Raw genomic sequence first — 22,605 nt, forward strand, 5'->3', positions numbered from 1 at the left:
CTCACGATTCCACCGCCCGGCCCTTGAGCGCGAACAGGCCGCGCGGGCGCTTCTGGATGAACAGGATGATGAAGATAAGGAGGCCGATCTTGGCGAGCACCGCGCCGATATACGGCTCGGCGAGCTTGTTCACGACGCCGAGCGTCAGCGCCGCCACCAGCGTCCCCCAGAGGTTGCCGACGCCGCCGAACACCACCACGAGGAACGAGTCGATGATGTAGCCCTGGCCGAGATTGGGCGACACGTTGTCGATCTGCGAGAGGGCGACGCCCGCGATCCCCGCGATGCCGGAGCCGAGCCCGAAGGTCAGGGCGTCGACGTAGGGGGTGCGGATGCCCATCGCGGCGGCCATGCGGCGGTTCTGGGTGACCGCCCGGGTCTTCAGGCCGAAGGACGTCTTCCGCAGCACGAACAGGAGGCCCAGGAACACGGCGAACGCGAACACGATGATCCACATCCGGCCCCAGGTGATCGACAGGCCGTAGAAGTCGAAGGCGCCGCTCATGAAGGCGGGGGCGCCGACCTCGCGGTTGGTCGGGCCGAAGATCGAGCGCACGCCCTGCTGCAGCGCGAGGCTGACCCCGAAGGTGGCGAGCAGCGTCTCGAGCGGGCGCCCGTACAGGAAGCGGATGATGAACCGCTCGATCAGCACCCCGACGAGGCCGGCGACCAGGAACGCGCAGGGGATGCTGATCGCCAGCGACCAGCCGAACAGGACGGGCGCCTTGGTGCGGATCAGCTCCTGCACGAGGTAGGTCGTGTAGGCGCCGAGCATCACCATCTCGCCGTGGGCCATGTTGATCACGCCCATCACCCCGAAGGTGATGGCGAGCCCGATGGCGGCGAGCAGCAGGACCGAGCCGAGCGAGATGCCGTACCAGACGTTCTGGAGGGCGCCGATTATCGCGAGCCGCGTCTCGATCGCCGCGATGCCGCGGGCGGCGGCGGCGCGCACGGCCTCGCTCGGATCCGCCGCGAGACCGCGCAGGATGCCCATCGCGTCGCCATCGCCCCGGGCCTGGATGGCTGGAATCGCGGCAATCCGGTCGGGTTCCGCGGTGCCGGGCCTCGCGAGCAGCACGGCGGCGCGGGCCTCGGTGAGCGCCTGCCGGACGCCCGGACTGGTCTCGCGGGCGAGCGCCGCGTCGAGGGCCGGCAGCGCGGCCGCGTCCCGCGCCTTGAACACCGCGTCGGCGGCGGCCCGGCGCCGGGCCGGGTCGGGGCTCGCGAGGTCGAGCTGCCCGCGGGCGGCCTCGATCGCCCGGCGGACGCGGTTGTTGGCCCGCACCGGCTTGAGGTCGGGGCTGTCGGCGGCCGGGGCGCCGGTCCTCGCGTCCACGACGGCGCCGCCCTGCCGGATGAGCAGGGTCTTGTCCGGGCCCACCAGCAGGCGGCCGTCCGACAGGGCCGAGAGGATCGCGTCGGCGCGCGGGTCGCCAGAGGCGGCGAGGCCGGAGACGCCGGCCTCGATCTCGGCGTAGCCGTCGCCGGCGAGCTGCGCGTAGGGATCGGGCGCCTGGGCGAGCGCCGGGGCGCAGAGCAGCAGGACGAGGAGGGTCAGGAGACGGAGCATGGCACTTCTGGCGCAGCGGAACTCTCCTCCCCCTTGCGGGGAGGAGCCGGAGGAGGGGGTGGTTCAGGATCGAGCGTGGCGGTGCCTCCTGCACCACCCCCACCCCCACCCCTACCCCTCCCCGCAAGCTTGAGCGCATCCCGGGCAGGCCCGGGATCGCCTGGGGAGGGGATAAGGCGGCTTACGCGCCGCCGCAGGACTTGGTCTTGGTGTTGTAGTTGCCGCACTTGAGCTTGACCCAGTCGGCCTCGAGGTCCTTCGAGCCCTCGAGCTGCTTCGACCACGCCTCGCCGGGGATCAGGCCCTCGGTCTTCCAGACCACGTCGAACTGGCCGTTCGCCTCGATCTCGCCGATGAAGACCGGCTTGGTGATGTGGTGGTTCGGCAGCATCTTCGCGGTGCCGCCGGTGAGGTTCTTCTGCTCGATGCCCGGCAGCGCGTCGATCACCTTGTCGGGGTCGGTGGTGCCGGCCTTCTCGACCGCCTTCACCCACATGTTGAAGCCGATATAGTGGGCCTCCATCGGGTCGTTGGTGACGGCCTTGGGGTTCTTCTTGAACGCCTGCCACTTCTTGATGAAGGCCTCGTTCTCCGGCGTCTTGATCGACTCGAAGTAGTTCCAGGCGGCGAGGTGGCCGACCAGCGGCTTGGCGTCGATGCCGGCGAGCTCCTCCTCGCCCACCGAGAAGGCGACGACCGGGATGTCGGTGGCCTTGATACCCTGGTTGCCGAGCTCCTTGTAGAACGGCACGTTGGCGTCGCCATTGATGGTCGAGACCACGGCGGTCTTCTTGCCGGCCGAGCCGAACGCCTTGATCTTCGACACCTCCGTCTGCCAGTCCGAGAAGCCGAACGGCGTGTAGTTGATCATGATGTCCTCGTCCTTGACCCCCTTGGACTTGAGGTAGGCTTCGAGGATCTTGTTGGTGGTGCGCGGGTAGACGTAGTCGGTCCCCTCGAGCACCCAGCGCTTGGCGCCGCCGCCATCCTCCGACATCAGGTAATCCACCGCCGGGATCGCCTGCTGGTTCGGGGCAGCGCCGGTGTAGAACACGTTCCGCTCGCTCTCCTCGCCCTCGTACTGGACGGGGTAGAACAGGATGTTGTCGAGCTCCTTGAAGACCGGCAGCACGGACTTGCGCGACACGCTGGTCCAGCAGCCGAACACGGCCGCGACCTTGTCCTTGCTGATCAGCTCGCGAGCCTTCTCGGCGAAGAGCGGCCAGTTCGAGGCCGGATCGACCACCACCGGCTCCAGCTTCTTGCCCAGCACGCCGCCCTTGGCGTTCTGCTCGGCGATGAGCATCAGCATCGCGTCCTTGAGGGTGGTCTCCGAGATAGCCATCGTGCCCGACAGCGAGTGCAGGATCCCGACCTTGATGGTCTCCTGCGCCCGGGCGGCGCCCGCTCCCAGCGTGCCCATCGCCAGCCCGGCGGCCAGCGCGGCGGCCGAGGCCCAAGTTCCAAATGCCTTCATGGCGGTCCCCTGCGTCGTCTTCCTCGCGACGGGGCGGGCTTCGCAAATCGTGTGCCAATTATTTAGGCATGGCGCGCTGGGAGGCTGCTCGGGGCGCGCCGGCGCCCAGAAGGACGGCGTTTCGCCCGCCGGAGCGGCAACGCCGTGCCGCGTCCTGCGGCGTCGGGGGGCACGTGGGGGGGCAGGCGGACCAAGCGATGGGCACCGGCGACCGCAATCTCGCCAGCACGTTGAACGGATGCGGATCGATGCCACTTACCTCAGCCCGCGGGGCGGGCGGCGTCCGTCCGCCGGGGCGGGAGGGGGTCCTGGGCTGAAGGCTGTCATGGCAGAGCGCTACTATTTCCGCCTGAGGAGCGACGGCGAGACGATCGAGGACGAGACCGGCGTCCTCGCCGCGTCGGTCGCGCACGCGGAGGCGGAGGCGCTGGTGCTGATCGAGGAGTTCCGGAAGGCCGGCGAGCTGCCGGACGCCGCGGCGGGCTGGCGGATGGAGATCCATGACGCGAACGGCACCGTCCTGCGCACGCTGCCGCTCTCCTGATACGCCGACCCGGCCCCATGCCCCGACGGGCACGACGCGGCGCGACTTGTCGCGACCTTCGCGGCCGATGCCGGGAGGCGGCCCCGGTCCGATCGCGCCGAGAGCCGCATCCGGGCGTGGCGATCATTTGATGCGTTCGCGGAGTAAGGATAAGCCGTCACGCGTTTACGCAGAGGCGGCCCCGCGCGCGGGGCAGGATGTCCGGGAGATCCCTTGAATCCCTTCCTTCGGAAGCTGGCCCTGCGCGCGAACCTGGACGAGGGCGACGTGGCCGCCCTGGCAGCGGCGACCAGCGATGTCACGCAGGTCGAGGCGGGCCGCGACCTGGTCTCGGAAGGCGTGCGGCCCGACGCCGCCTACGTGATCCTCGACGGGTTCGCCTGCCGCTACAAGCTGGTGCCCGACGGGGGGCGCTCGATCCTCGCCTACCTCGTGCCCGGCGACGGCTGCGACCTGCACGCGTCCCTGCTCAACCGGGCGATCCACTCCGTGGCGACGCTGACGCCCTGCACCGTCGCCTCGGTTTCCTACCGGACGATCAAGGAACTCGCCGCCCTCCGGCCCAACATCTACCGCGCCCTCTGGTGGTCGGTCCTGGTCGACGAGGCCGTCCTGCAGGAATGGCTCGTCGGGGTGGGGCGCCGGTCCGCCGACAGGCAGGTCGCCCACATCATCTGCGAGCTCTTCGCGCGCCTGAACGCCGTCGGCCTCGGCCTGGAGCCCGATTACCGCCTGCCGCTGGCGCAGTCCGAGCTGGCCGACACGGCGGGGCTCTCGAACGTCCACCTCTCGCGCGTCCTCTCCGATCTACGCAGGGCCGGCCTGATCGAGAGCGGGCGCAAGAGCGTGCGCGTGCCGAATCTCGAGCGTCTGCGGGAGTTTTCCGGGTTCACGCCCGACTACCTGCTCCTGCCCGGCCCGAACCCGTCCGTGGAGGCGCTCGGCGCGCTGCCGCAGATGACCGGGCAGGTGCGGGCGGCGTCCGGATCGTGAGGCTCACCGGCCGTCGCCGTCCCAGTCCGTCTCGGGATCCTCGGCCACGCGGCGCCCGATCTGGGCCGTGAGCGGCACGCGGATCGCGCAGCGCAGCCCGTCCGGCTCGTAGCGCAGGTCGACCGCCGCGCCGAGATCGTAGGCCAGCATCTCCGTCAGCACGTCCGTGCCGAAGCCGCGCCGTCCGGAGGCCTGGACACCGCGGCCGCCGGTCTCGGCCCAGTCGAGGCTGAGGACGGGCGGTCCGGCCTCCGCGTCCGTCACCCGCCACGCGGCGCGGATCCGGCCCTGGGGGAGCGCCAGGGATCCGTGCTCCACCGCGTTGCTCGCCAGTTCGTGCAGGGCCAGCGCGACGACCTGGGCGACCTTGGGGCGGAGGCGCACCCGCGGGCCCGCGAGGCTGGCCTGCTCGCCCTCGCGGGCGAGGTGGAACATCAGCTCGTCCGAGATCAGCGTGTGCAGGTCCGCGTCGCCGAACGCGTCCGTGGCGGCCTGCACGCGCATGATCGCCCCGAACCGGCCGTCGAGATGCGCCACGTAGCTCTCGACATCCGCGGCGCTCTCGGCGGAGCGGTGCATGACGGTGCGCATCATCGCCATCGTGTTGCGCATGCCGTGGCGCAGGCCGTCCGGGAGCCCCGCCGCGTCGAGCAGCCGGCGCAAGCGCGCGTTGTCGGCCTCGAGGGCCGCGAGTCGCTCCGCCGGATCGCGAGGGTCTGTCATGCCGGGCCACTCCGGATGTCGTTCAACCTGGCTCAATCACCGCGGGGCGGCCAGGGTTCAGCGCGCGGCGGCGTGGCCGGCCTCGGTGAGATGGAGGTACGCGGTGTCGAAATGCGCGAGCCGGGCGAGCGCGGCCGGATCGTGGATCGTCAGGCGCCGGCTGCGCAGGGTGATCAGCCCCATGCCGCGCAGTTCCTGGAGCGTGCGGTTGATGTGCACGCTGGTCTGCCCCATCGCGTCGCCGAGATCGTTCTGCGTCATCGGCATCGCGCAGGTATTCCCGTCGTTCAGGCCGATGGCTGCCAAGCGCGCGTGCACCTCGCAGAACAGGTGGGCGAGGCGCTCGATCCCGGTGCGGCTGCCGAGGCTGACCGTCCACTCGCGCTGGATCGCCGCGGTGGCCAGGGCCTCGCGGTGGAAGGCCATGTCGAGCCGCGGGCTGCGGGCGGTCACGTCCCGCATCGCGGGGCCGGAGATCTGGCCGAGGAGCACGGGCGTGATCGCGCCGATCGCGTGATCCATCTCGTCGAGGAGGAAGATGTGCGGGTCGCACGGGTCGCCCGGGAGCAGGAGCGAGACGATCTGGCGGCGCCCGTTGGCGAACTGCCGGTACCGGCAGGCCCAGCCCTCGAGGATCACGGTGATCGCGCGCGGATCCTCGCCCTCGTGGATGATGTCGGTGCGCGCGGCGACCATGCGGCTCGGGCTCATGGCGTCGGCCAAGCACATCCGGTCGTCTTCGGAGAGCCCGACATAGCAATTTAGCTTGTGCACGAGCGGGTTTGGCATGGCGGCGACTCCACGACGGCGTGGGGGCGCGAACCTACATTTTGTTTCAAGCCATGAATACTTACGCAGATTAGTTTGTGCTACCGTAAGGTGTCTTTCCGCCCGCCGCACCTGGCCGAATCGCCCGGATCCAGGCCCGTCACCGTCGCGAGGCGGCAATATCTCGGCGGTTCGGGCGGCCCATCGCGAGGACTAGGGCAGTGATACCGCGCCAGACTCTCCCGGAGGGAGAATGTTCGCGCGTTGTGTCGAAATTGAAAAGACTGTGCTTTTGACTTCGCGGACCCGGCGGAGCACGATTTGACTGGCGGGAATGCCGGAATATCGGCTCGGGACACGTCGTCGTCCTGTTCCTCGCCTTCTCTCAACGGGTTCTGCCGGTTCGCGCCGCAGCGGACGGCCTATCGTGGACGGATTCCTGCCCATGCAGCCTGCGCTGCGCCTCGTCCGCCCGGTCCGGGACGGGCGACCCCCCCTCCCCCGGCCCGCCGCCCGCCCGGCGGCAGGCCCCGGCGGCGGCCCGCACCGGGACCGGGCGGACGCGGTCCTGTCGGTCGAGGGGCTGTCCCTCGCCTTCGGCGGCACCGTCGCCTTCGCGGAGATCGACCTCGCGGTCGGGGCCGGCGAGATCCACGCCGTGATCGGGCCGAACGGCGCCGGCAAATCCTCGCTGATCAACGCGATCACCGGCCTCTACGCGCCGCGGGCCGGGCGGGTGCGGCTCGGCGCGGAGAGCTTCGCCCGGGTGCCGGCCGGGCGGCTCGCCGCGCTGGGCGTCGCCCGGACCTTCCAGAACCTCGCCCTGTTCGCGGGCCTGAGCGTGCGCGACAACGTCCTCGCGGGGCTCTCGGCCGCGCGGCGCGCCGGGCCCGCGGCCCAGATCCTGGGCCTGCCCTCCGCCCGGCGGGAGGCGCGCGCGCACCGCGCCGCCGCCGAGGCGGTGATCGGACGCCTCGGCCTCGCGGCGGTGGCCGACCGCCCCGCCGGCAGCCTCCCCTACGGGCTCCAGAAGCGGGTCGAGCTCGGCCGGGCCCTGGTGGCCGGGCCGCGGCTCCTGCTCCTCGACGAGCCGATGGCCGGCATGACGGCGACCGAGAAGGCCGAGATGACCGGCTTCATCCGGGCGGCGCGGGATCGGTCCGGGGCCGCGATCGTCCTGATCGAGCACGATATCGGCGTCGTCATGCGCCTCTCCGACCGGGTGACCGTGCTCGATCACGGCCGCCGCATCGCCACCGGCACGCCCGCGGAGGTGCGGGCGGACCCGGCGGTCATCGCGGCCTATCTGGGGCTCGCGGACGGGGAGGCGGATGCCGCCGCTGATCCCGCCGCTGATCCCGCCGCGGATGGAGACGCGGCTGAAGACGGGGACGCGGCCGCCGCATGAGCCCGGATCTCGCCTTCCTGATCGAGGTCGTCGTCGGCGGCCTCCTGTCGGGCGTCATGTACGCCCTCGTGGCGATCGGCTTCGTGCTGATCTACAAGACCTCGGGCGTGCTCAACTTCGCGCAGGGCGCGATGGTGCTGTTCGCCGCCCTCACCTTCGTGAGCCTGACCGAGCGCGGCCTGCCCGTCCCGGCGGCCCTGGCCGCGACGCTCGCCGCGATGGTGGTGGTCGGTCTCGGCGTGGAGCGCCTGGTGCTGCGGCCGCTCGTCAACCAGCCGCCCATCACCCTGTTCATGGCGACGCTGGGCGTCGCCTACGTGATCGAGGGCGCGGCCCAGCTCGCCTGGGGCACCCAGGTCCACGGCCTCGACCTCGGCATCGACGACACGCCGATCGATCTCGGCGGCGTGCTGGTCAGCCGGTTCGACCTGTTCGCCGCCGCGGTGGCGGGCCTGATGGTGGCGGTCCTCGCCGCCTTCTTCCGCTACACCCGCACCGGCCTCGCCTTCCGGGCGGTGGCGGACGATCCGCTCGCCGCCCTCAACACCGGCCTGCGCCTGCCCCGGATCTGGTCGGCGGTCTGGATCGCCGCCGGGATCGTCGCGCTGGTGGCGGGGCTGCTCTGGGGGGCGCGGCTCGGCGTGCAGTTCTCCCTGTCGCTGGTGGTGCTGAAGGCGCTGCCGGTGCTCGTGCTCGGCGGCTTCGACTCCGTCGCCGGGGCGATCGTGGCCGGGCTCATCGTCGGCGCGGCGGAGAAGCTGTCCGAGGTCTATCTCGGTCCGGTCATCGGCGGCGGCATCGAGGGCTGGATCGCCTACGTGGCGGCCCTGGGCTTCCTGCTGGTCCGGCCGTCGGGCCTGCTCGGCCTGCGCGCCGTCGAGCGGGTCTGAGCCGCCGTGGTGGCCCTCCCCCGCGCCGTGCCGCGCCCGCACCTGCCCGCCGGGCCCCTCGGCCTCGGCGCCCTGCTGGTCCTCGCCTACGGGATCCTTCCGCTCACCGGCACGAGCTACCTGTTCGAGGCGCTGCTGACGCCGTTCCTGGCCCTGGCGCTGGCCGGCCTCGGGCTCAACCTGCTCACCGGCTATGCCGGGCTGCTCTCCCTGGGCTCGGCCGCCTTCATGGCGGTCGGGGCCTACGCGGCCTTCAACCTGTCGCTGCGCCTGCCCGGCCTGCCGCTCCCGGCGTCGCTCCTGCTCGCCGGCCTCGTGGCGGCGCTCGCCGGGCTGGTGGCGGGGCTGCCGGCCCTGCGCCTGCGGGGCTTCTACCTCGCGGTCTCGACGCTCGCCGTGCAGTTCTTCGTGGCCTGGGCGCTGAACCGGATCGGCTGGATCTCCGACGACAGCCCCTCGGGCATCGTCACCGCCCCCCGGCTGGTGGTGGCCGGCCTGTCCTTCGACGACCCGCGCGGCCGCTACCTGGTCACGCTCACGGTGGTCACGCTGCTGACCTTCGTCGCGTGGAGGCTCGTGACCTCGCCCACGGGCCGGAACCTCGTGGCGATCCGCGACAACGAGACTGCCGCCCGCCTCGTCGGCGTGCGGGTCGCCCGGACCAAGCTCCTGGCCTTCGCGGCCTCGTCCTTCGTGATCGGGATCGCCGGGGCGCTCTGGGCCTTCGCGTATCTGCGCACCGTCGAGCCGGCGGGGTTCAACCTCGACCGCTCCTTCCAGATCCTGTTCATCGTGATCATCGGCGGCCTCGGCACCCTGCGCGGCGCCTTCCTGGGCGCGGGCTTCATCGTGGTGCTGCCCCTGCTCCTGTCGCGCCTCGGCGCGGCGCTGCTCGGCGACGGGTTCGATTCCGGCACCCTGGAGATGGTCCAGCGCGTCGTACTCGGCGCCCTGATCGTCGCCGTGCTGATCCGCGAGCCCGCCGGCCTCGCCGCCCTCCTCGACCGGGCGGGCCGCCGCCTCGGCCGCCGCGCTGCCTGATCCCCTCCCCGCCTGACCAACCCCAGGACGACCATGCCCCTGACGACCCGTCTCCGCGCCGCGCTCCTCGCCGGCACCGTCGCGCTCGCCGGCGCGGCCCCCCGGGCCGCTTGGGCCGACGAGCAGTATTTCCCGCTCCAGAGCTACCGGGTCGGCCCCTACGCGGCCGGCGGGACCGGCTTCTTCGGCGGCTTCATCGACTATCTCAACCTGATCAACGCCCGCGACGGCGGGGTGAACGGCGTCAAGCTCACCTGGAGCGAGGGCGAGACCCAGTACGAGGTCGAGCGCGGCGTCGAGGTCTACGAGCGGCTGAAGTCCCGGCCCGGCATCGCCGCCTGGAACCCGCTCTCGGTGGGCATCGCCTACGCGATGATCGACCGCATCACCGCCGACAAGGTGCCGCTGATCACGATCAACCACGGCCGCACCGACTCCACCGACGGGCGCGTCTTCCCCTACGTGTTCCCGCTGCTGCTCAACCCCTACAGCGAGACGAGCGGCATCATCCAGTATCTCGGCACCCGCGCGGGCGGCGGCCTCGACAAGCTGAAGGGCAAGACCGTCGCGGTGCTCTACCACGGCTCGCCCTACGGCAAGGAGACGATCCCGATCTACGCGCGGCTCGCCGAGCGCTACGGCTTCACCGTCGCGCAGATCGAGGTGCCCCATCCCGGCAACGAGCAGCAGTCGCAGTGGCTCACGATCCGGCGCCTGCGGCCCGACTTCGTGGTGCTGCGCGGCTGGGGCGTGATGAACCCGGTGGCCCTGAAGACCGCTCAGAAGACCGGCTTCCCGGCCGACCGCATCGTCGGCAATGTCTGGTCGAACTCGGAGGAGGACGTGATCCCGGCGGGCGACGCCGCCAAGGGCTACGTCGCCATCACGACCCAGGCCTCGGGCACCGCCTACCCGGTGATCCAGGAGGTCGTCGGCAGGGTCTACGGGGCCGGCAACGGCAACCTCGCCGACCGGAAGCGGATCGGCAGCGTCTACCACAATCTCGGGGTGCTGAACGGCATCCTCAACGTCGAGGCGGTGCGGATCGCGCAAGCGCGGTTCGGCCAGCGGACGCTCACCGGCGACGAGGTGCGCTGGGGCTTCGAGCACCTGCGCCTCGACGAGGCCCGGGTGGCGGCGCTCGGCGCCAAGGGCCTGTTCCACTCGATCAACGTCACCTGCGCCAACCACGAGGGCGAGGGCCGCGTCACCTTCCAGCAATGGGACGGGGCGAAGTGGACCGTGGTGTCCGACTGGATCGCCCCCGACTGGGCGAGCCTGCGCCCGCTCATCGAGGCCTCCGCGACCGCCTACGCCAAGGAGCGCGGCATCACCCCGCGCGACTGCGCGGCCGAGGAGGCCGCGGACGTGGCCGGCAAGCAGGCCGCCGCGGCGGCCCGGTGAGCGCCCGGTGAGCACCGCGCCCCCCCTCCTGCAGGTCGAGGCCCTGGAGGTCGTCTACGGCGGGGCGGTGCACGCCCTGCACGGCGTCGACCTCGCGGTCCGGGCGGGGGAGATCGTCGCCCTGGTCGGCGCCAACGGCGCCGGCAAGACGACCCTGCTGCGGGCGGTGTCGAACCTGCTGCCGGCCCTGCGCGGCCGGGTCACGGCCGGGCGCCTCGCCTATGACGGGCGCGACGTGACGCGGACCCGGACCGATGTCCTCGTCCGCGCCGGGCTCGTCGGCGTGCTGGAGGGGCGCCACTGCTTCCGGAGCCTGAGCGTCCAGGAGAACCTCGTGGCGGGCGGGCTCGGGCGCGGTACGGGCCGCGGCGGCGTGCGCGCCGATCTGGACCGGGTCTACGGCCTGTTCCCGCGGCTCGCCGCGAAGCGGGGCGTCGCCGCCGGCCTGCTCTCGGGCGGCGAGCAGCAGATGGCGGCGATCGGCCGGGCGCTGATGGGGCGGCCCCGGCTGCTCGTCCTCGACGAGCCGTCCATGGGGCTCGCCCCCCGCGTGGTCGAGGAGATCTACCGGGTGCTCGCCGGCCTGAACCGCGCCGAGGGTCTGACCCTGCTGGTGGCCGAGCAGAACGTCCGCCTCGCCCTGCGCCACGCCCACCACGCCGTGGTGCTGGAGAACGGGCGCAGCGCGCTGGCCGGCACCGCCGCGTCCCTGCGGGCGCGGGACGACGTCCGGTCCCTGTATCTCGGGGGCGCCGACGATGCCGGGGCCGCCGCGCTGCCGGAGACGGGCCGCCGCGCATCGGGCTGACGGTGCCGGCCCGCGTCAGGCCTCGCGTCAGGAGTCCCGGTCGGCCCGGCGCAGGGACCAGAGCAGGGTACCGTGGGCGTCGACCAGCCACAGGGCGTTCACCGCGTCGTCCTCGATCGTCAGCGAGCGGCTGTTGGCGAGGCGCACCGCCTCCTTCGCGTCCGCGGCCGTGAGCACCTCGTCGACGCGCGGCGCGCCGATCTCGCCATCCTCGCCACGGACCGCCCCGCGCAGGCGATAATCCGGCATCCGTCGAACCCCCGTCTCCCCCCGCGGCCGGCGCCCGTCCGGGGCGTGCCGCGGGTGCGAAGATAGGCGCCGGCGCGGCGTGTCGAGGGTCGGCGGGCCGCTACGGCCCGTCGCGGCTCGCCAGGATCCGCTGCGGCTCCGCGAGGAACAGGGCCCGCAGCGCGGCGGCCGATTCGCGGGCCGGAAGGTCGAGGGCGCGCCGCGTCGCGGCGATCCGGGCGGCGCAGTCGCCCGAGGGGGCCGCCGCTGCGGCCATCGACCGCGCGGTGCCCGGGTCCGCGGCGGGCGCGGCCGCCCCGTCCGGCCGCGCGGCCCGTGTCCGGGCGAGGAGCGGGGCGAGCCCGTGCGACGCGGGCCGCTCGGCCCGCAGCCGCGCGTCGAGCGCCACAAGGTCGCCGGCCGCGAGGAGGCCGCAGGCCGCCGCGTCCCCCGCGCCGGCCCGCTCCAGCGTCGCCAGGATCCGCTGGCCCAGGGCGCGGACGACGGCGTCGTCGGCCGCCCGGAAGCGCCGCTGCAGGTAGCCGGCGGCCATCCGCCTCAACCCCGCGGCGGCCTCCGCCTCCGGCCGGCCGGCGGCGTAGCCGTCCCGGTACCACCGGGCGATCGGGTCGAGCCCCGCCGCCTCGGCTTGGCGCAGGATCGGCAGGTTCCGCAGGATCGCGGCCCGCGCCCCGGCCGCGCTCGGATCCGCGTCCAGAGTGGAATCGGGGAAGCGGTCCGGTCCGACGACCTCGGTGACGATGCCGGCCGCGCGCAGCTCCCCGTCCGTCGGGATCCAGATCCCGGCCGGGGGCACCGCCAGCGCCCGCGTCACGAAGGCCGCCGGCAGGCCGGCGGCCCGGTAGGCCGCCCGCTCCGGCGCGGAATCCACCGGGCGCATCCGGCCCCGCGCCCCGATCTCGTAGGGGGCGTGGAAGCCGAGCCGGCCGCCGGTCGCGAGGTAGCGCGTCCGGCCGCGGACGAAGATCAGCGTGCAGGCCGAGGCGCAGGCGTCGGGGACGTAGGTGGCGAGGCCGCGGGCCGCCACGAGCGCCCCGATCGCCGCCCCCTCCTCCACGAGGCCGCCGTCGCTCGTGAGATGGATCCGGGCGATCCGCGGGTGCGCGGCGAGGATGGCCCGGACCCGCGCGGCGACCCCGGCCGCGAGATCGCCCGCGAGCCTCAGGTCCCGTCCGCCCGGCCCGACCGTGAGCCGGGCCGGGACGTCCGGCACGCCGGCCGCGCCGCGGCCCTTCGGCGGGTGTCCGGCCGCGGCCGGGCCGGCGGCACCGAGCGCCAGGGCGGGCGCCAGGGCGAGCGCGCAGGCGGCCGTCCCCGTCCGGCGCCTCCACCCGCGGGGGAAGACCGACATGGCAGGTTTCCATCGTTCGTGGTCGGAGAGGCCGGCGCGGCCGGCAGCGACGCGCCTACTGGAGGTAGGCGACGAACATCTCGGACACGGCCCGGGACGCGTAGGCTTCCGGGCTCTCGCCCCAGCGGATCGGGAAGGCCTCGGCCACCGGGCGGCCGGCGAGGATCTGCGCGACCTCGTCGGGCATCAGGCCGTCGTCGAGGGCGCTCGCGAGGGCGGCGCGTTCGTGGGAGGGATGGGAGCGGACGCTCCGGGACAGGGTCCGGCCGAGGGCGGCGGCCGGTTCGGGGCTCAGGTCGGGACGGGTGTTCCGGGTCGTGTCATAGGTCAGCATCGGTGGTCGCCTCGCGTGTCTGATGTCGTGCGCTCTCCTCCTCTTGGACGCGGCAACACGGCAGACACGGCGCAGTCATCCGGGCGAACCGTTCCTTGCTGGTGATCACGGCAAACCTCCGTTGGGCTCCGCATCGACTGTATGTCGACGCCGTCAATGTAGGTGCCGGACCCGAGAATGTGCTGCCAAATTGGCGAGGACTTGCAGCGCAGGTTGTTCGTCGAAGCCGCGAGCCGGAGCAGAAGCACGGGGTCGGCGGAAATATGCCGGGATCGCGGCCGCGATCGATCGCCGGTGCCGGTCGGCGACGGCCGGCTCCCGGGACTTGCCAAAACCGGCGCGATGCCTGAATATCATTCTTTAACAAGGACTTAGCGAAACAATGCTCCGGCAACGCGCTCGTGCGGTCGAAACCTTCTCCGCCGGGCCGGGGCATCCGGAAGAGACTTCTCGCCGGCGCCGCCGGCGGAATCGGGCCGCCACCGCGACCGATTCGAGGGAGACGACACCATGGCCCCGGGGACGATGATGCGGGGCGACGCCCCGGCCAATGTGGGCGTGACGGTCCAGGGGCACGACGCCCTGGAGCGCGGCCGGCCCGGCTCGTTCCGCCCCCTGCCGTGATCGGCGACGACCGATGCATCACGCTGCCCTGCCCGCCGCGGGCGCCACGATGGCCGTGGTCCAGCCGCCCCTGCGCATCACGAGCCGCAGCACCGCGGAGGCCGAAGTCTGGGCCGCCCTGCGCGCCGAGGCCGAGGCGGCCCTGATCGAGGAGCCCCTCTATGCGGGGATCATCCAGGCGACGATCCTCGACCAGCGCTCGCTGGCACAGGCCCTCGCCTACCGCCTCGCCCACCGGCTCGGGGACGGCGACCTCGCTCGCCTGTCGATGCGCGACCTGTGCCTCTCGGCCTTCGAGGCCGACCCGCAGGCCGGCGCCCACGCGGTGCGCGACCTCGTGGCGATCCGCGAGCGCGACCCGACTTGCCGCCGCTACCTCGACCCATTCCTGTTCTACAAGGGACTCGCCGCGCTCGAGGCGTACCGGGTCGGCCACTGGCTCTGGCACCGGGGCCGGGCGACCCTGGCGCTGCACGTCCAGAGCCGGATCTCCGAGGTGTTCGGCTGCGACATCCACCCGGCGGCCCGGATCGGCTCGGGGGTGTTCATCGACCACGCCACCGGCGTGGTGATCGGCGAGACCACGGTGATCGCCGACGACGTCTCGATCCTCCAGTCGGTGACGCTCGGGGGCAACGGCAAGGAGAGCGGCGACCGGCATCCCAAGATCGAGCGCGGGGTGCTGCTCAGCGTCGGCGCCAAGGTGCTGGGCAACATCCGCGTCGGGGCGGGCGCCAAGGTCGCGGCCGCCGCGGTGGTGCTGCAGGACGTGCCGCCCCACACGACTGTGGCGGGCGTGCCGGCTCGGGTCGTCTCGCGCCTGCCCGTCGACGAGGAGCCGGCGCTCAGCATGGACCAGTCCTTCGGCTACGGGGACGGCATCTGAGACGCGCGAAAGATTTTTCCTGACAACAAAGTCGTCCGGGCGCCGCCGCTGGGCGCGACTCGGTAGAATTAAGTTCTCTGACATGCATGTCAGAGGACGGTCGTGTCCTGTTCGTCGTGCATACCACGGGATCCATTTCTACGAATCGACGAAAAATAGGGACATCATTCCGTTGACCCTTGGGCGAATCAGACTTTATCCAGACATCGCCGGAACAACGATGAAGTCGGCCCGGCCGAGCGTTCGACGATGGCTGTCGGACTGCTAGAGAATACATGATTTGATTGACGGTTCGGCCGCTCGGGTCGCGATCGTCGTCGCGTTCTGATCGGAACGACTTGCGTCCGCCCCGCACAGGCTGCGGGGCGCACCGCCGCCGCGCGGATCGGCGCGGCGCGCCTGAAATCCTGGATGGAGTGAGGACGAACGATGAGCGGACCGGGTCTGAGCGTGAGCGCCACGGCGGCACGCAATCTTGCGACGGCGACCGTCACCTCGGTCCAGAACGCGGCCAACACGCCGCGCTGGCTGCTCCGGCTCCTGCCCTTCGTGGACGTGGCGGGCGGGGTCTACCGCGTCAACCGCCGCGCCGTCGTGCTGGCCCGCCCCGGCCGGATCGATCTCGTCGCCGAGGACAAGGGGGACGGCAAGGTGATCCGTCCCGCCTCCCTGCGGGCCGTGCCGCTGTTCAGCCGGCTGGGCGATGCCGAGCTGGCGGCGCTGGCGGCCAAGTTCACCGAGAGCCGGCACAAGGCCGGAACGGTGATCCACGAGGAGGGCTCCGCCGGCCGCAGCCTCACGGTGGTGGCCGACGGCACCGTCGAGCTGACCCTGTCGGGCCCCTACAAGGGTCGCCTGCGCCAGGGGCTCGCCACGAAGGGCGACTATTTCGGCGATGCGGGCCTCGCCGGTGAGCGCGCGCCCGCCCCGGCCGTGAAGGCCCTGTCGGCCGTGACCCTCCTGACCCTCGACGCCGCCGCGGTGGAGAGCGAGGAGATCCGCGCCAAGATCGCGCAGTACCGCGAGGAGCGCGACCGCCTCAAAGGTCACACCAACTCCTACGGCGAGCAGGGGATCGAGCTGCTGGCGGTCCATACCGGCGAGCCGCGCCTGCCGACGACCTTCGTGGACTACGAGGTCGATCCGCGCGAGTACCACCTCTCGACCATCCAGACGATCCTCAACACCCATACCCGCGTCACCGATCTCTACTCCAACGAGATCGACCAGCTCCGCGAGCAGATCCGCCTCACGGTCGACGCCGTGAAGGAGCGCGAGGAGTGGGAGCTCCTGAACAACGCCCAGTTCGGCCTCCTGGGCGAGGTCGGCCCGCGCCAGCGCATCCCCACCCGCGGCGGCCCGCCCACCCCGGACGACCTCGACGAGCTGCTGACCCTGGTCTGGAAGAAGCCCGCTTTCTTCGTGGCCCATCCCCGCGCCATCGCGGCCTTCGGCCGGGAGGCGACCCGCCGCGGCGTGCCGCCGGTCGTCGTCCACCTGTTCGGCGCGCCGTTCATCACGTGGCGCGGCGTGCCGCTGGTGCCGAGCGACAAGCTGCCGATCGACCTCGACCCGGTGACCGGGGCCGAGACCACCTCGATCCTGCTGCTGCGCGTCGGCGAGGGCGAGCAGGGCGTGGTCGGCCTGCAGAAATCGGGCGTGACCGGCGAGATCGAGCCCGGCCTGTCGGTGCGCTACATGGGCACCAACGACCACTCGATCGCCTCGCACCTCGTGACCCGCTACTTCTCGGCCGCCGTGCTGGTCGAGGACGCGATCGCCCGCCTCGATAACGTGCTGCTGGGCAACTACCATGACTACGCCTGAGGCTGTCGCCCTCGGGCTGCCCGGGGCGAGCCCGGGCGAGCTGGCCCACGCGGATCTGGTCGGACGCCTCGCCCGGGAGATCTACGGGCAGGGTCAGGCCGCGAGCCGGCCCTTCGCGCCGGCGCTCCCCGCCGGCCCCCAGGTCCCGCAGGCCCTCGAGAGCCTGCCCCAGGGCCCGGGCGGCGCGCCGCTGCCGAGTGCGCCCCTGGGCGTCCCTTCCGCCCCAGCGGGCGGCCAGCCCGCCGGCCTGCCGCCCGACGCCTCCGCGCTGGCGGCGCGCTCCTTCGGGGCGCCGCCGGTCGGCCTGCCGGGCCTCTCCGGCCCGACCGTGCCGAACCTCGCACCCGCGAGCCCGGTCCTCGCCGATGTCGGGGCGATCCCGCCGGTCCACCCGGCGAGCCCGCGCCCCGTGCTGCCCGATTTCTCCTTCGCCAGCGCCCCGGCGCTGGCGGCCGCCCTGCCCGGCGGTCCGGAGCTGCACCGGCAGATCGCCGCGGACCATCCCCGCGCCCACGCCTTCGCCCAAGCGCTCGTCCCGCACCGTGTGCCGGCCGACCCGTCGAAGGCCGGCGGTGACGCGGCGCAGGAGCGCTTCGCGCGGACCGGCCCTCTGTCCCGGGCCCCCGAGGCGCCGGCCTCCGACTACTACTTCCTGAACCTCGGACCCGGCCCGGCCCGCAGGGCGTCGGCGAGCCCACGGGTGGAGCCGGCCCGCGATCCCGGCCCGGCGCCGCGCCTGGTCGCGCAGGGCTCGAGCCCGGTGGCGGCGCCCTTCGACGTGGAGCATGTCCGCCGGGATTTCCCGGCCCTGCACCAGAGCGTCAACGGCCACCCGCTGGTCTGGCTCGACAACGCCGCGACGACCCACAAGCCGCAGGCCGTGATCGACGCGACCGCGGACTTCTACGCCCGGCACAACTCGAACATCCACCGGGCCGCCCACACCCTGGCGGCGCGCGCCACGGACCTGTTCGAGGGCGGCCGCGCGGCGGTGCGCCGCTTCCTCAACGCGCCCACGAAGGACGACATCGTCTTCCTGCGCGGCACCACGGAGGCGATCAACCTCGTGGCGAACTCCTACGGCCGGGCCCAGATCGGCCCGGGCGACGAGATCATCGTCTCGACCATCGAGCACCACGCCAACATCGTGCCCTGGCAGCTGCTGGCGCAGCAGACCGGGGCGACGCTCCGGGTGATCCCGGTCAACGATCGGGGCGAGATCATCTTCGAGCAGTACGCGGCGTTGCTCTCCGGCCGGACCAAGATCGTCTCGGTGACGCAGGTGGCCAACGCGCTCGGCACCGTGAACCCGGTGCGGGAGATCATCCAGCTCGCCCACGCCTACGGGGTGCCGGTGCTGGTCGACGCGGCGCAATCCGCGCCGCACATGCCGCTGGACGTGCAGGCCCTCGACGCGGACTTCCTCGTCTTCTCGGGCCACAAGGTGTTCGGGCCGACGGGCATCGGCGCGCTCTACGGCAAGGCCCACCTGCTGGAGGCGATGCCGCCCTGGCAGGGCGGCGGCCACATGATCGAGGACGTCACCTTCGCGAAGACCGTCTACAAGGGCGCGCCCGAGAAGTTCGAGGCGGGCACACCCGACATCGCCGGGGCGGTCGGTCTCGGAGCGGCGCTCGACTACCTCGCGGGTATCGGCATGCCGGCGATCGCCGCCTACGAGCACGACCTCCTGGGCTACGCGCAGGGTGGGCTCGCCGACGTGAAGGGCCTGCGCCTGATCGGCACGGCCCGGGAGAAGGCGAGCGTGATGTCCTTCGTGATCGAGGGGCAGACGAACGCGGCGGTGGCCCACCACCTCGACGGTCACGGCATCGCGGTGCGCTCGGGCCACCACTGCGCCCTGCCGGCCCTGCGCCGGTTCGGGGTCGACCAGTCGGTGCGGGCCTCGCTCGCCTTCTACAACACCCGCGCGGAGGTCGACGCCTTCCTGCGGGCGCTGCACACCCTGCCGCGACCGTGACCGGCGCGTCGCCGGCCGGCGGGCGCGGGGGCGTCGTGTCCGCGCCGAACCCTGCCCTGCGGGCGTGAGGATCCGCGCGACCCGTCGCCGACGTCCGGCGCGGCGCGCGGATCCTCACGCCGCCGGCCGGAGATGCCGCGTCCGCACCGTGCCGTCGATGGCCCGCAGCGCGCGGAGCACCGCGTCCGCCTCGCCCGGCGGCACGGACGCGTCCACCACGACGTAGCCGAACTCGCCGTCCGTCTGCAGGTACTGCGCGTCGATGTTGAGCGACCGGCCCGAGAAGATCGCGTTGATCTGCCCGAGCACGCCGGGCACGTTCCGGTGCACGTGGAGGAACCGCGCGCCCGACAGGCGCGGCGGCAGCTGGACCTGGGGGAAGTTCACGGCGCCGAGCGTCGAGCCGGTCTGGACGTAGTCGACCAGCTTGCGGGCCACCTCCGCGCCGATGCGGTCCTGGGCCTCCTCGGTCGAGCCGCCGACATGGGGGGTGAGGATCACGTTCGGCAGCCCCTGCAGGGGCGAGACGAAGCGCTCGGCGTTGGAGGTCGGCTCCACCGGGAAGACGTCGATCGCGGCCCCGGCGAGGTGACCGTCGCGCAGAGCCGCCGCCAGGGCGTCCAGGTCCACGACCGTGCCGCGGCTGTTGTTGATCAGGTAGGCGCCCGGCTTCATCGCGCGGATCCGCTCCGCGCCCATCAGCCCGTGGGTCAGCGGCGTCTCCGGGACGTGCAGGCTGACCACGTCGCTCACGGCGAGCAGGGCCTCGAAGCTCTCGGCCGGCTCGGTATTCCCGTGGCGCAGCTTGTCGGTGAGGTCGTAGAAGATCACGCGCATGCCCATCGCCTCGGCGAGGTTCGAGAGCTGCGCGCCGATATTGCCGTAGCCGACGATGCCGAGCGTCTTGCCGCGCACCTCGAAGGCGCCGGTGGCCGACTTGTCCCAGCCGCCTTCATGAGCCGCGACCGAGCGCGGCACGATGCGCCGGAGCAGCATCACGATCTCGCCGATCGTCAGTTCGGCGACGCTGCGCGTGTTCGAGAACGGCGCGTTGAACACGGGCAGGCCGCGGGCGCGCGCCGTCTCGAGGTCGACCTGGTTGGTCCCGACGCTGAAGCAGCCGATGGCGGCGAGGTCGGGCAGGGCGTCGAGAAGCGCGGCGGTGACCTGCGTGCGCGAGCGGATGCCGAGGACGGTGACGTCGGCCAGTTCGCCGGCGTCCCCGGGGCTGACCGCGCGCGACAGCTGCCGGATGGCGCCGATCCCGGCCTGGGTGAAGATCCTGGACGCTGTCGGCGCTATGCTTTCGGTCAGAACGACGCGCTCGGTCGACACGGTCTGTCCTCCCTCCACGGACGGGATGCGATCCGCGACCTTGGCGCCGGCGCGGCGCAGCGGCAAGGGCGGCGCGGGCGGGACGGGGTTGCGGGCGCGCGGCGCGGGCCGCCCTCCCCGCCCCGCGGCGGACGGCCCGGCCCCGTCGTCTCGACGGCGCGCGCCGGGCCTGCCAGTGTCCGCCTCCCGGCGGCCGAGGCCGCGGAGCGACAGGTGCACCATGACCGGATCGACAGCCCGGGCCGTGATCGTCCAGCCCGGCGGCGGCTTCGACGCGGTGACCTTCGGCGAGCGGCCCGTGCCGGAGCCCGGGCCCGGCGCGATCACGGTCCGCCTGCGGGCGAGCTCCCTCAACTACCACGACTATGCGGTGGTCAGCGGGATGTGGGGCCCGAGCGAGCCGCGCATCCCGATGTCGGACGGGGCCGGCGAGGTCGAGGCCGTGGGGCCGGGCGTGACCGAGTTCGCCGTGGGCGACCGGGTGGTCAGCACGTTCTTCCCGACCTGGCTGGAGGGCGCGCCGCGCGTCGAGGGCTTCGCCACCGTGCCGGGCGACGGGGTCGACGGCTACGCCCGCGGGGGCGTCACCGCGCCTGCCACCGCCTTCACCCGCGCCCCGCGGGGTTGGGACCACGCCGAGGCGGCGACGCTGACCACCGCCGCGCTCACCGCGTGGCGGGCGCTGCACGCCGATGCCGGCCTGAAGAGCGGCGACGTGGTGCTGGTGCAGGGCACCGGCGGCGTGTCGCTGTTCGGCCTGCAATTCGCCAAGGCGGCGGGGGCCACGGTGATCGCCACCTCCTCCAGCGACGACAAGCTGGGGCGCCTGCGCGGTCTCGGCGCCGACCACGTCATCAACTACCGCACCGACCCGGCCTGGGGCGAGACCGCCCGGCGCCTGACCGACGGGCGCGGTGTCGACCACGTCCTCGACGTCGGCGGCCCGGCGACGCTGGAGCAGTCCATGGCCGCCGCGCGGGTCGCCGGCCACGTCTCGGTGATCGGCATCCTCTCGGGGGTCGCGGGCGAGCTGCCGCTGGTGCCGGCGCTCCTGAAGCAGATCCGGCTGCAGGGCGTGCTGGTCGGCAGCCGGCGCCACCAGATCGAGATGATCCGCGGCATCGACGCCTGCGGGCTGCGGCCGGTCATCGACCGCCGCTTCCCCCTCGACGACCTCGTCGCGGCGTTCCGCCACCAGGAGAGCAACCGTCACTTCGGCAAGATCTGCGTCGAGATCTGAGCGGTCCGGCCGGGCCCGAGGCGGTGCAGCGGGCGGTGCGGCGGGCGTTCAGCGGAAGGCGATCCCGAGCCCACCGGGTATCATCAGGGCCCGGGGCGTCTCGGCCTGGCTCGGCGGCGGCGGCACGTGCGCGCAGCCGTTCTCGCAGAACGTGCGAAGTGTGCGCCGGTCGAGACCGATGTCGCTCAGCATCTCGTCGTCGAGGACCGAGAGAATGCGAAGATTTCGCGCCGCGATACGGCTCTTCCGGGCAGATTTCAGGAACGAGAGGATCATGATCCAGCCTCCGTTGCGCCGAAAGATCCGTGGTTTATCCACGATCGGCCGGATCAGCCTCGCTTCAATGCAAAGTATGCGCATCCTCCGTTCGGATTAAGGGTGGCGCGCGGCGCGAATATTTTTGCCGGAGCGCGCTAGGCGTCCGCGATCGGCTGCGGGCAGAGCAGGAGCAGGCGCACCAGCTCGGCTTGGCGGCGCGTCCCCGTCTTCTCGAACAAGTGGCGCAGGTGCACGCGCGCCGTGTTCCGGGTGATCCGGCGGCGCGTCGCGCTCGCCGCGAGGTCGTTCCCGGCCAGGATGTCGACGGCCAGGGCCGCCTCCGCGGGCGTGAAGCCGAACTGGTCCTGGAGAATGCCGGGATCCGGCAGGCGCGGGGTCCCGGGGTCGGTGAGACGCAGGAGAACCGCGCCCTCGCCGATCGGGCCGAGCGTCCCGGGAATCGCCGAGGCGGCGACCAGGAGCGTCCCGCCCGCGCCCTCCAATCGCACCGAGCCGCCGCGATGGCCCGCGGCGCAGCGGGCGATGACCCGGCGCAGCCCCGCGCTGTCCTCGGGCGTCGCGCCGCGCAGGCCGCCGTGCTCCAGGCACAGGAGGCCGCGCGCGACGAAGGCCTGCGCCGCGCGGTTCAGGAAATGGGCCCGCCCGTACCGGTCGGCCACCGCCAGCCCCTGCTCGAGATGCTCCGCCAGGAGATGGAGCGCCGCCTCCACGAGGGTCGGGTCCGGGAAGGCCGGGGTGCCGCCGGCCTGAACCCGCCGCTCCTGGGCGGAGCCGATCCCGGATATCGTTTCGGCTCTGCGGGTGTGCAGGTGGGATTGACTGATCACGCTGGGATCCTCGCCGGATCGTCATCACGATATCAGTAATAAC

The 22,605-nt window shown here is 72.7% G+C and carries 21 protein-coding genes; 11 read left to right on the plus strand and 10 right to left on the minus strand.

All coding sequences use genetic code 11. The annotated features are described in order from the left end of the window. Position 1 precedes the first annotated feature (1 nt). Both urtB and urtA read right to left on the minus strand, forming a co-directional pair. A complete protein-coding gene (gene urtB, locus BM419_RS14185; RefSeq protein WP_091926791.1) occupies positions 2-1,573 on the minus strand; it encodes an urea ABC transporter permease subunit UrtB in 1,572 nt (523 codons plus the stop codon). A 181-nt stretch (positions 1,574-1,754) separates the two neighbouring features. Next, complete coding sequence (gene urtA / locus BM419_RS14190) at positions 1,755-3,050, minus strand: urea ABC transporter substrate-binding protein (protein WP_056530753.1); 1,296 nt, start codon at positions 3,048-3,050, stop codon at positions 1,755-1,757. A 325-nt stretch (positions 3,051-3,375) separates the two neighbouring features. On the opposite strand from urtA, the gene BM419_RS14195 reads away from it, so the two are divergent. After that, positions 3,376-3,594 carry a DUF6894 family protein gene (locus BM419_RS14195; protein ID WP_020095142.1) on the plus strand — a complete coding sequence of 73 codons (219 nt, stop codon included), beginning with the start codon at positions 3,376-3,378 and terminating at the stop codon, positions 3,592-3,594. Positions 3,595-3,807: 213 nt separating this feature from the next. Next, entirely contained in the window at positions 3,808-4,587 is a 780-nt protein-coding gene (locus BM419_RS14200) for a Crp/Fnr family transcriptional regulator (protein WP_091926792.1), read from the plus strand. Positions 4,588-4,590: 3 nt separating this feature from the next. Here the strand turns inward: BM419_RS14200 and BM419_RS14205 are convergent, their stop codons facing one another. Further along, entirely contained in the window at positions 4,591-5,310 is a 720-nt protein-coding gene (locus tag BM419_RS14205; RefSeq protein ID WP_091926793.1) for an HWE histidine kinase domain-containing protein, read from the minus strand. 57 nt (positions 5,311-5,367) lie between these two features. Beyond that, the gene (locus BM419_RS14210) at positions 5,368-6,099 is read right to left on the minus strand and encodes a Crp/Fnr family transcriptional regulator (protein WP_091926794.1); all 732 of its coding nucleotides are present in this window, start codon (positions 6,097-6,099) and stop codon (positions 5,368-5,370) included. A gap of 424 nt (positions 6,100-6,523) precedes the next feature. Between BM419_RS14210 and BM419_RS14215 the strand changes: the two genes are divergently transcribed. Genes BM419_RS14215 through BM419_RS14235 form a run of 5 tightly spaced genes read left to right on the plus strand, consistent with a single transcriptional unit; the run spans position 6,524 to position 11,629 of the window. Beyond that, on the plus strand, positions 6,524-7,486 hold the full coding sequence (locus BM419_RS14215; protein WP_091926795.1) for an ABC transporter ATP-binding protein: 963 nt from the start codon (positions 6,524-6,526) through the stop codon (positions 7,484-7,486). Next, positions 7,483-8,376, plus strand: coding sequence for a branched-chain amino acid ABC transporter permease (locus BM419_RS14220; protein ID WP_042675144.1), 894 nt, complete (start codon positions 7,483-7,485; stop codon positions 8,374-8,376). Before BM419_RS14215 ends, BM419_RS14220 begins: the two co-directional genes overlap by 4 nt. Positions 8,377-8,403: 27 nt before the next feature. Next, positions 8,404-9,417 carry a branched-chain amino acid ABC transporter permease gene (locus tag BM419_RS14225; RefSeq protein WP_244540774.1) on the plus strand — a complete coding sequence of 338 codons (1,014 nt, stop codon included), beginning with the start codon at positions 8,404-8,406 and terminating at the stop codon, positions 9,415-9,417. Between the two features lie 33 nt (positions 9,418-9,450). Further along, entirely contained in the window at positions 9,451-10,821 is a 1,371-nt protein-coding gene (locus tag BM419_RS14230) for an ABC transporter substrate-binding protein (protein WP_091926797.1), read from the plus strand. 7 nt (positions 10,822-10,828) lie between these two features. Beyond that, positions 10,829-11,629, plus strand: coding sequence for an ABC transporter ATP-binding protein (locus BM419_RS14235; protein WP_091681464.1), 801 nt, complete (start codon positions 10,829-10,831; stop codon positions 11,627-11,629). A 27-nt stretch (positions 11,630-11,656) separates the two neighbouring features. Here the strand turns inward: BM419_RS14235 and BM419_RS14240 are convergent, their stop codons facing one another. The 3 genes from BM419_RS14240 to BM419_RS14250 form a co-directional block, all read right to left on the minus strand. Beyond that, positions 11,657-11,878 (minus strand): hypothetical protein, encoded by a 222-nt coding sequence (locus BM419_RS14240; protein WP_091681463.1) that lies wholly within the window; start codon positions 11,876-11,878, stop codon positions 11,657-11,659. A 100-nt stretch (positions 11,879-11,978) separates the two neighbouring features. Beyond that, a complete protein-coding gene (locus BM419_RS14245; protein WP_091926798.1) occupies positions 11,979-13,229 on the minus strand; it encodes a hypothetical protein in 1,251 nt (416 codons plus the stop codon). A 55-nt stretch (positions 13,230-13,284) separates the two neighbouring features. Next, positions 13,285-13,563 (minus strand): hypothetical protein, encoded by a 279-nt coding sequence (locus BM419_RS14250; protein WP_091926799.1) that lies wholly within the window; start codon positions 13,561-13,563, stop codon positions 13,285-13,287. A gap of 637 nt (positions 13,564-14,200) precedes the next feature. Here BM419_RS14250 and cysE point away from each other — a divergent pair. From cysE to BM419_RS14265, 3 genes are all read left to right on the plus strand, one after another. Beyond that, positions 14,201-15,073, plus strand: coding sequence for a serine O-acetyltransferase (gene cysE / locus BM419_RS14255; RefSeq protein WP_020095129.1), 873 nt, complete (start codon positions 14,201-14,203; stop codon positions 15,071-15,073). A 429-nt stretch (positions 15,074-15,502) separates the two neighbouring features. Further along, the gene (locus tag BM419_RS33235; RefSeq protein WP_026605239.1) at positions 15,503-16,900 is read left to right on the plus strand and encodes a family 2B encapsulin nanocompartment shell protein; all 1,398 of its coding nucleotides are present in this window, start codon (positions 15,503-15,505) and stop codon (positions 16,898-16,900) included. Further along, positions 16,887-18,881 (plus strand): family 2A encapsulin nanocompartment cargo protein cysteine desulfurase, encoded by a 1,995-nt coding sequence (locus BM419_RS14265; RefSeq protein ID WP_091926800.1) that lies wholly within the window; start codon positions 16,887-16,889, stop codon positions 18,879-18,881. The genes BM419_RS33235 and BM419_RS14265 overlap by 14 nt, the downstream gene beginning before the upstream one ends. 114 nt (positions 18,882-18,995) lie before the next feature. On the opposite strand, the gene serA is transcribed toward BM419_RS14265, so the two are convergent. Next, the gene (serA, locus tag BM419_RS14270; RefSeq protein ID WP_082558002.1) at positions 18,996-20,216 is read right to left on the minus strand and encodes a phosphoglycerate dehydrogenase; all 1,221 of its coding nucleotides are present in this window, start codon (positions 20,214-20,216) and stop codon (positions 18,996-18,998) included. A 220-nt stretch (positions 20,217-20,436) separates the two neighbouring features. Here serA and BM419_RS14275 point away from each other — a divergent pair, with 220 nt between their 5' ends. Next, the gene (locus BM419_RS14275; protein WP_091926801.1) at positions 20,437-21,456 is read left to right on the plus strand and encodes a zinc-dependent alcohol dehydrogenase family protein; all 1,020 of its coding nucleotides are present in this window, start codon (positions 20,437-20,439) and stop codon (positions 21,454-21,456) included. A gap of 48 nt (positions 21,457-21,504) precedes the next feature. On the opposite strand, the gene BM419_RS14280 is transcribed toward BM419_RS14275, so the two are convergent. Both BM419_RS14280 and BM419_RS14285 read right to left on the minus strand, forming a co-directional pair. Beyond that, positions 21,505-21,732 carry a YjiS-like domain-containing protein gene (locus BM419_RS14280; RefSeq protein ID WP_091926802.1) on the minus strand — a complete coding sequence of 76 codons (228 nt, stop codon included), beginning with the start codon at positions 21,730-21,732 and terminating at the stop codon, positions 21,505-21,507. Between the two features lie 137 nt (positions 21,733-21,869). Beyond that, positions 21,870-22,562 carry a helix-turn-helix transcriptional regulator gene (locus BM419_RS14285; protein WP_056530718.1) on the minus strand — a complete coding sequence of 231 codons (693 nt, stop codon included), beginning with the start codon at positions 22,560-22,562 and terminating at the stop codon, positions 21,870-21,872. Positions 22,563-22,605 lie beyond the last annotated feature (43 nt).

The organism is Methylobacterium sp. yr668 (assembly GCF_900116245.1).
GTDB lineage: Bacteria > Pseudomonadota > Alphaproteobacteria > Rhizobiales > Beijerinckiaceae > Methylobacterium.

Excerpts from the sequence above, each read along its gene's own strand:
- urtB (WP_091926791.1), bottom strand. The coding sequence starts at position 1,573 with ATGCTCCGTCTCCTGACCCTCCTCGTCCTGCTGCTCTGCGCCCCGGCG.
- urtA (WP_056530753.1), bottom strand. The coding sequence starts at position 3,050 with ATGAAGGCATTTGGAACTTGGGCCTCGGCCGCCGCGCTGGCCGCCGGG.
- BM419_RS14195 (WP_020095142.1), top strand. The coding sequence starts at position 3,376 with ATGGCAGAGCGCTACTATTTCCGCCTGAGGAGCGACGGCGAGACGATC.
- BM419_RS14205 (WP_091926793.1), bottom strand. The coding sequence starts at position 5,310 with ATGACAGACCCTCGCGATCCGGCGGAGCGACTCGCGGCCCTCGAGGCC.
- BM419_RS14210 (WP_091926794.1), bottom strand. The coding sequence starts at position 6,099 with ATGCCAAACCCGCTCGTGCACAAGCTAAATTGCTATGTCGGGCTCTCC.
- BM419_RS14215 (WP_091926795.1), top strand. The coding sequence starts at position 6,524 with ATGCAGCCTGCGCTGCGCCTCGTCCGCCCGGTCCGGGACGGGCGACCC.
- BM419_RS14220 (WP_042675144.1), top strand. The coding sequence starts at position 7,483 with ATGAGCCCGGATCTCGCCTTCCTGATCGAGGTCGTCGTCGGCGGCCTC.
- BM419_RS14230 (WP_091926797.1), top strand. The coding sequence starts at position 9,451 with ATGCCCCTGACGACCCGTCTCCGCGCCGCGCTCCTCGCCGGCACCGTC.
- BM419_RS14240 (WP_091681463.1), bottom strand. The coding sequence starts at position 11,878 with ATGCCGGATTATCGCCTGCGCGGGGCGGTCCGTGGCGAGGATGGCGAG.
- BM419_RS14245 (WP_091926798.1), bottom strand. The coding sequence starts at position 13,229 with ATGTCGGTCTTCCCCCGCGGGTGGAGGCGCCGGACGGGGACGGCCGCC.
- BM419_RS14250 (WP_091926799.1), bottom strand. The coding sequence starts at position 13,563 with ATGCTGACCTATGACACGACCCGGAACACCCGTCCCGACCTGAGCCCC.
- cysE (WP_020095129.1), top strand. The coding sequence starts at position 14,201 with ATGCATCACGCTGCCCTGCCCGCCGCGGGCGCCACGATGGCCGTGGTC.
- BM419_RS33235 (WP_026605239.1), top strand. The coding sequence starts at position 15,503 with ATGAGCGGACCGGGTCTGAGCGTGAGCGCCACGGCGGCACGCAATCTT.
- BM419_RS14265 (WP_091926800.1), top strand. The coding sequence starts at position 16,887 with ATGACTACGCCTGAGGCTGTCGCCCTCGGGCTGCCCGGGGCGAGCCCG.
- BM419_RS14275 (WP_091926801.1), top strand. The coding sequence starts at position 20,437 with ATGACCGGATCGACAGCCCGGGCCGTGATCGTCCAGCCCGGCGGCGGC.
- BM419_RS14280 (WP_091926802.1), bottom strand. The coding sequence starts at position 21,732 with ATGATCCTCTCGTTCCTGAAATCTGCCCGGAAGAGCCGTATCGCGGCG.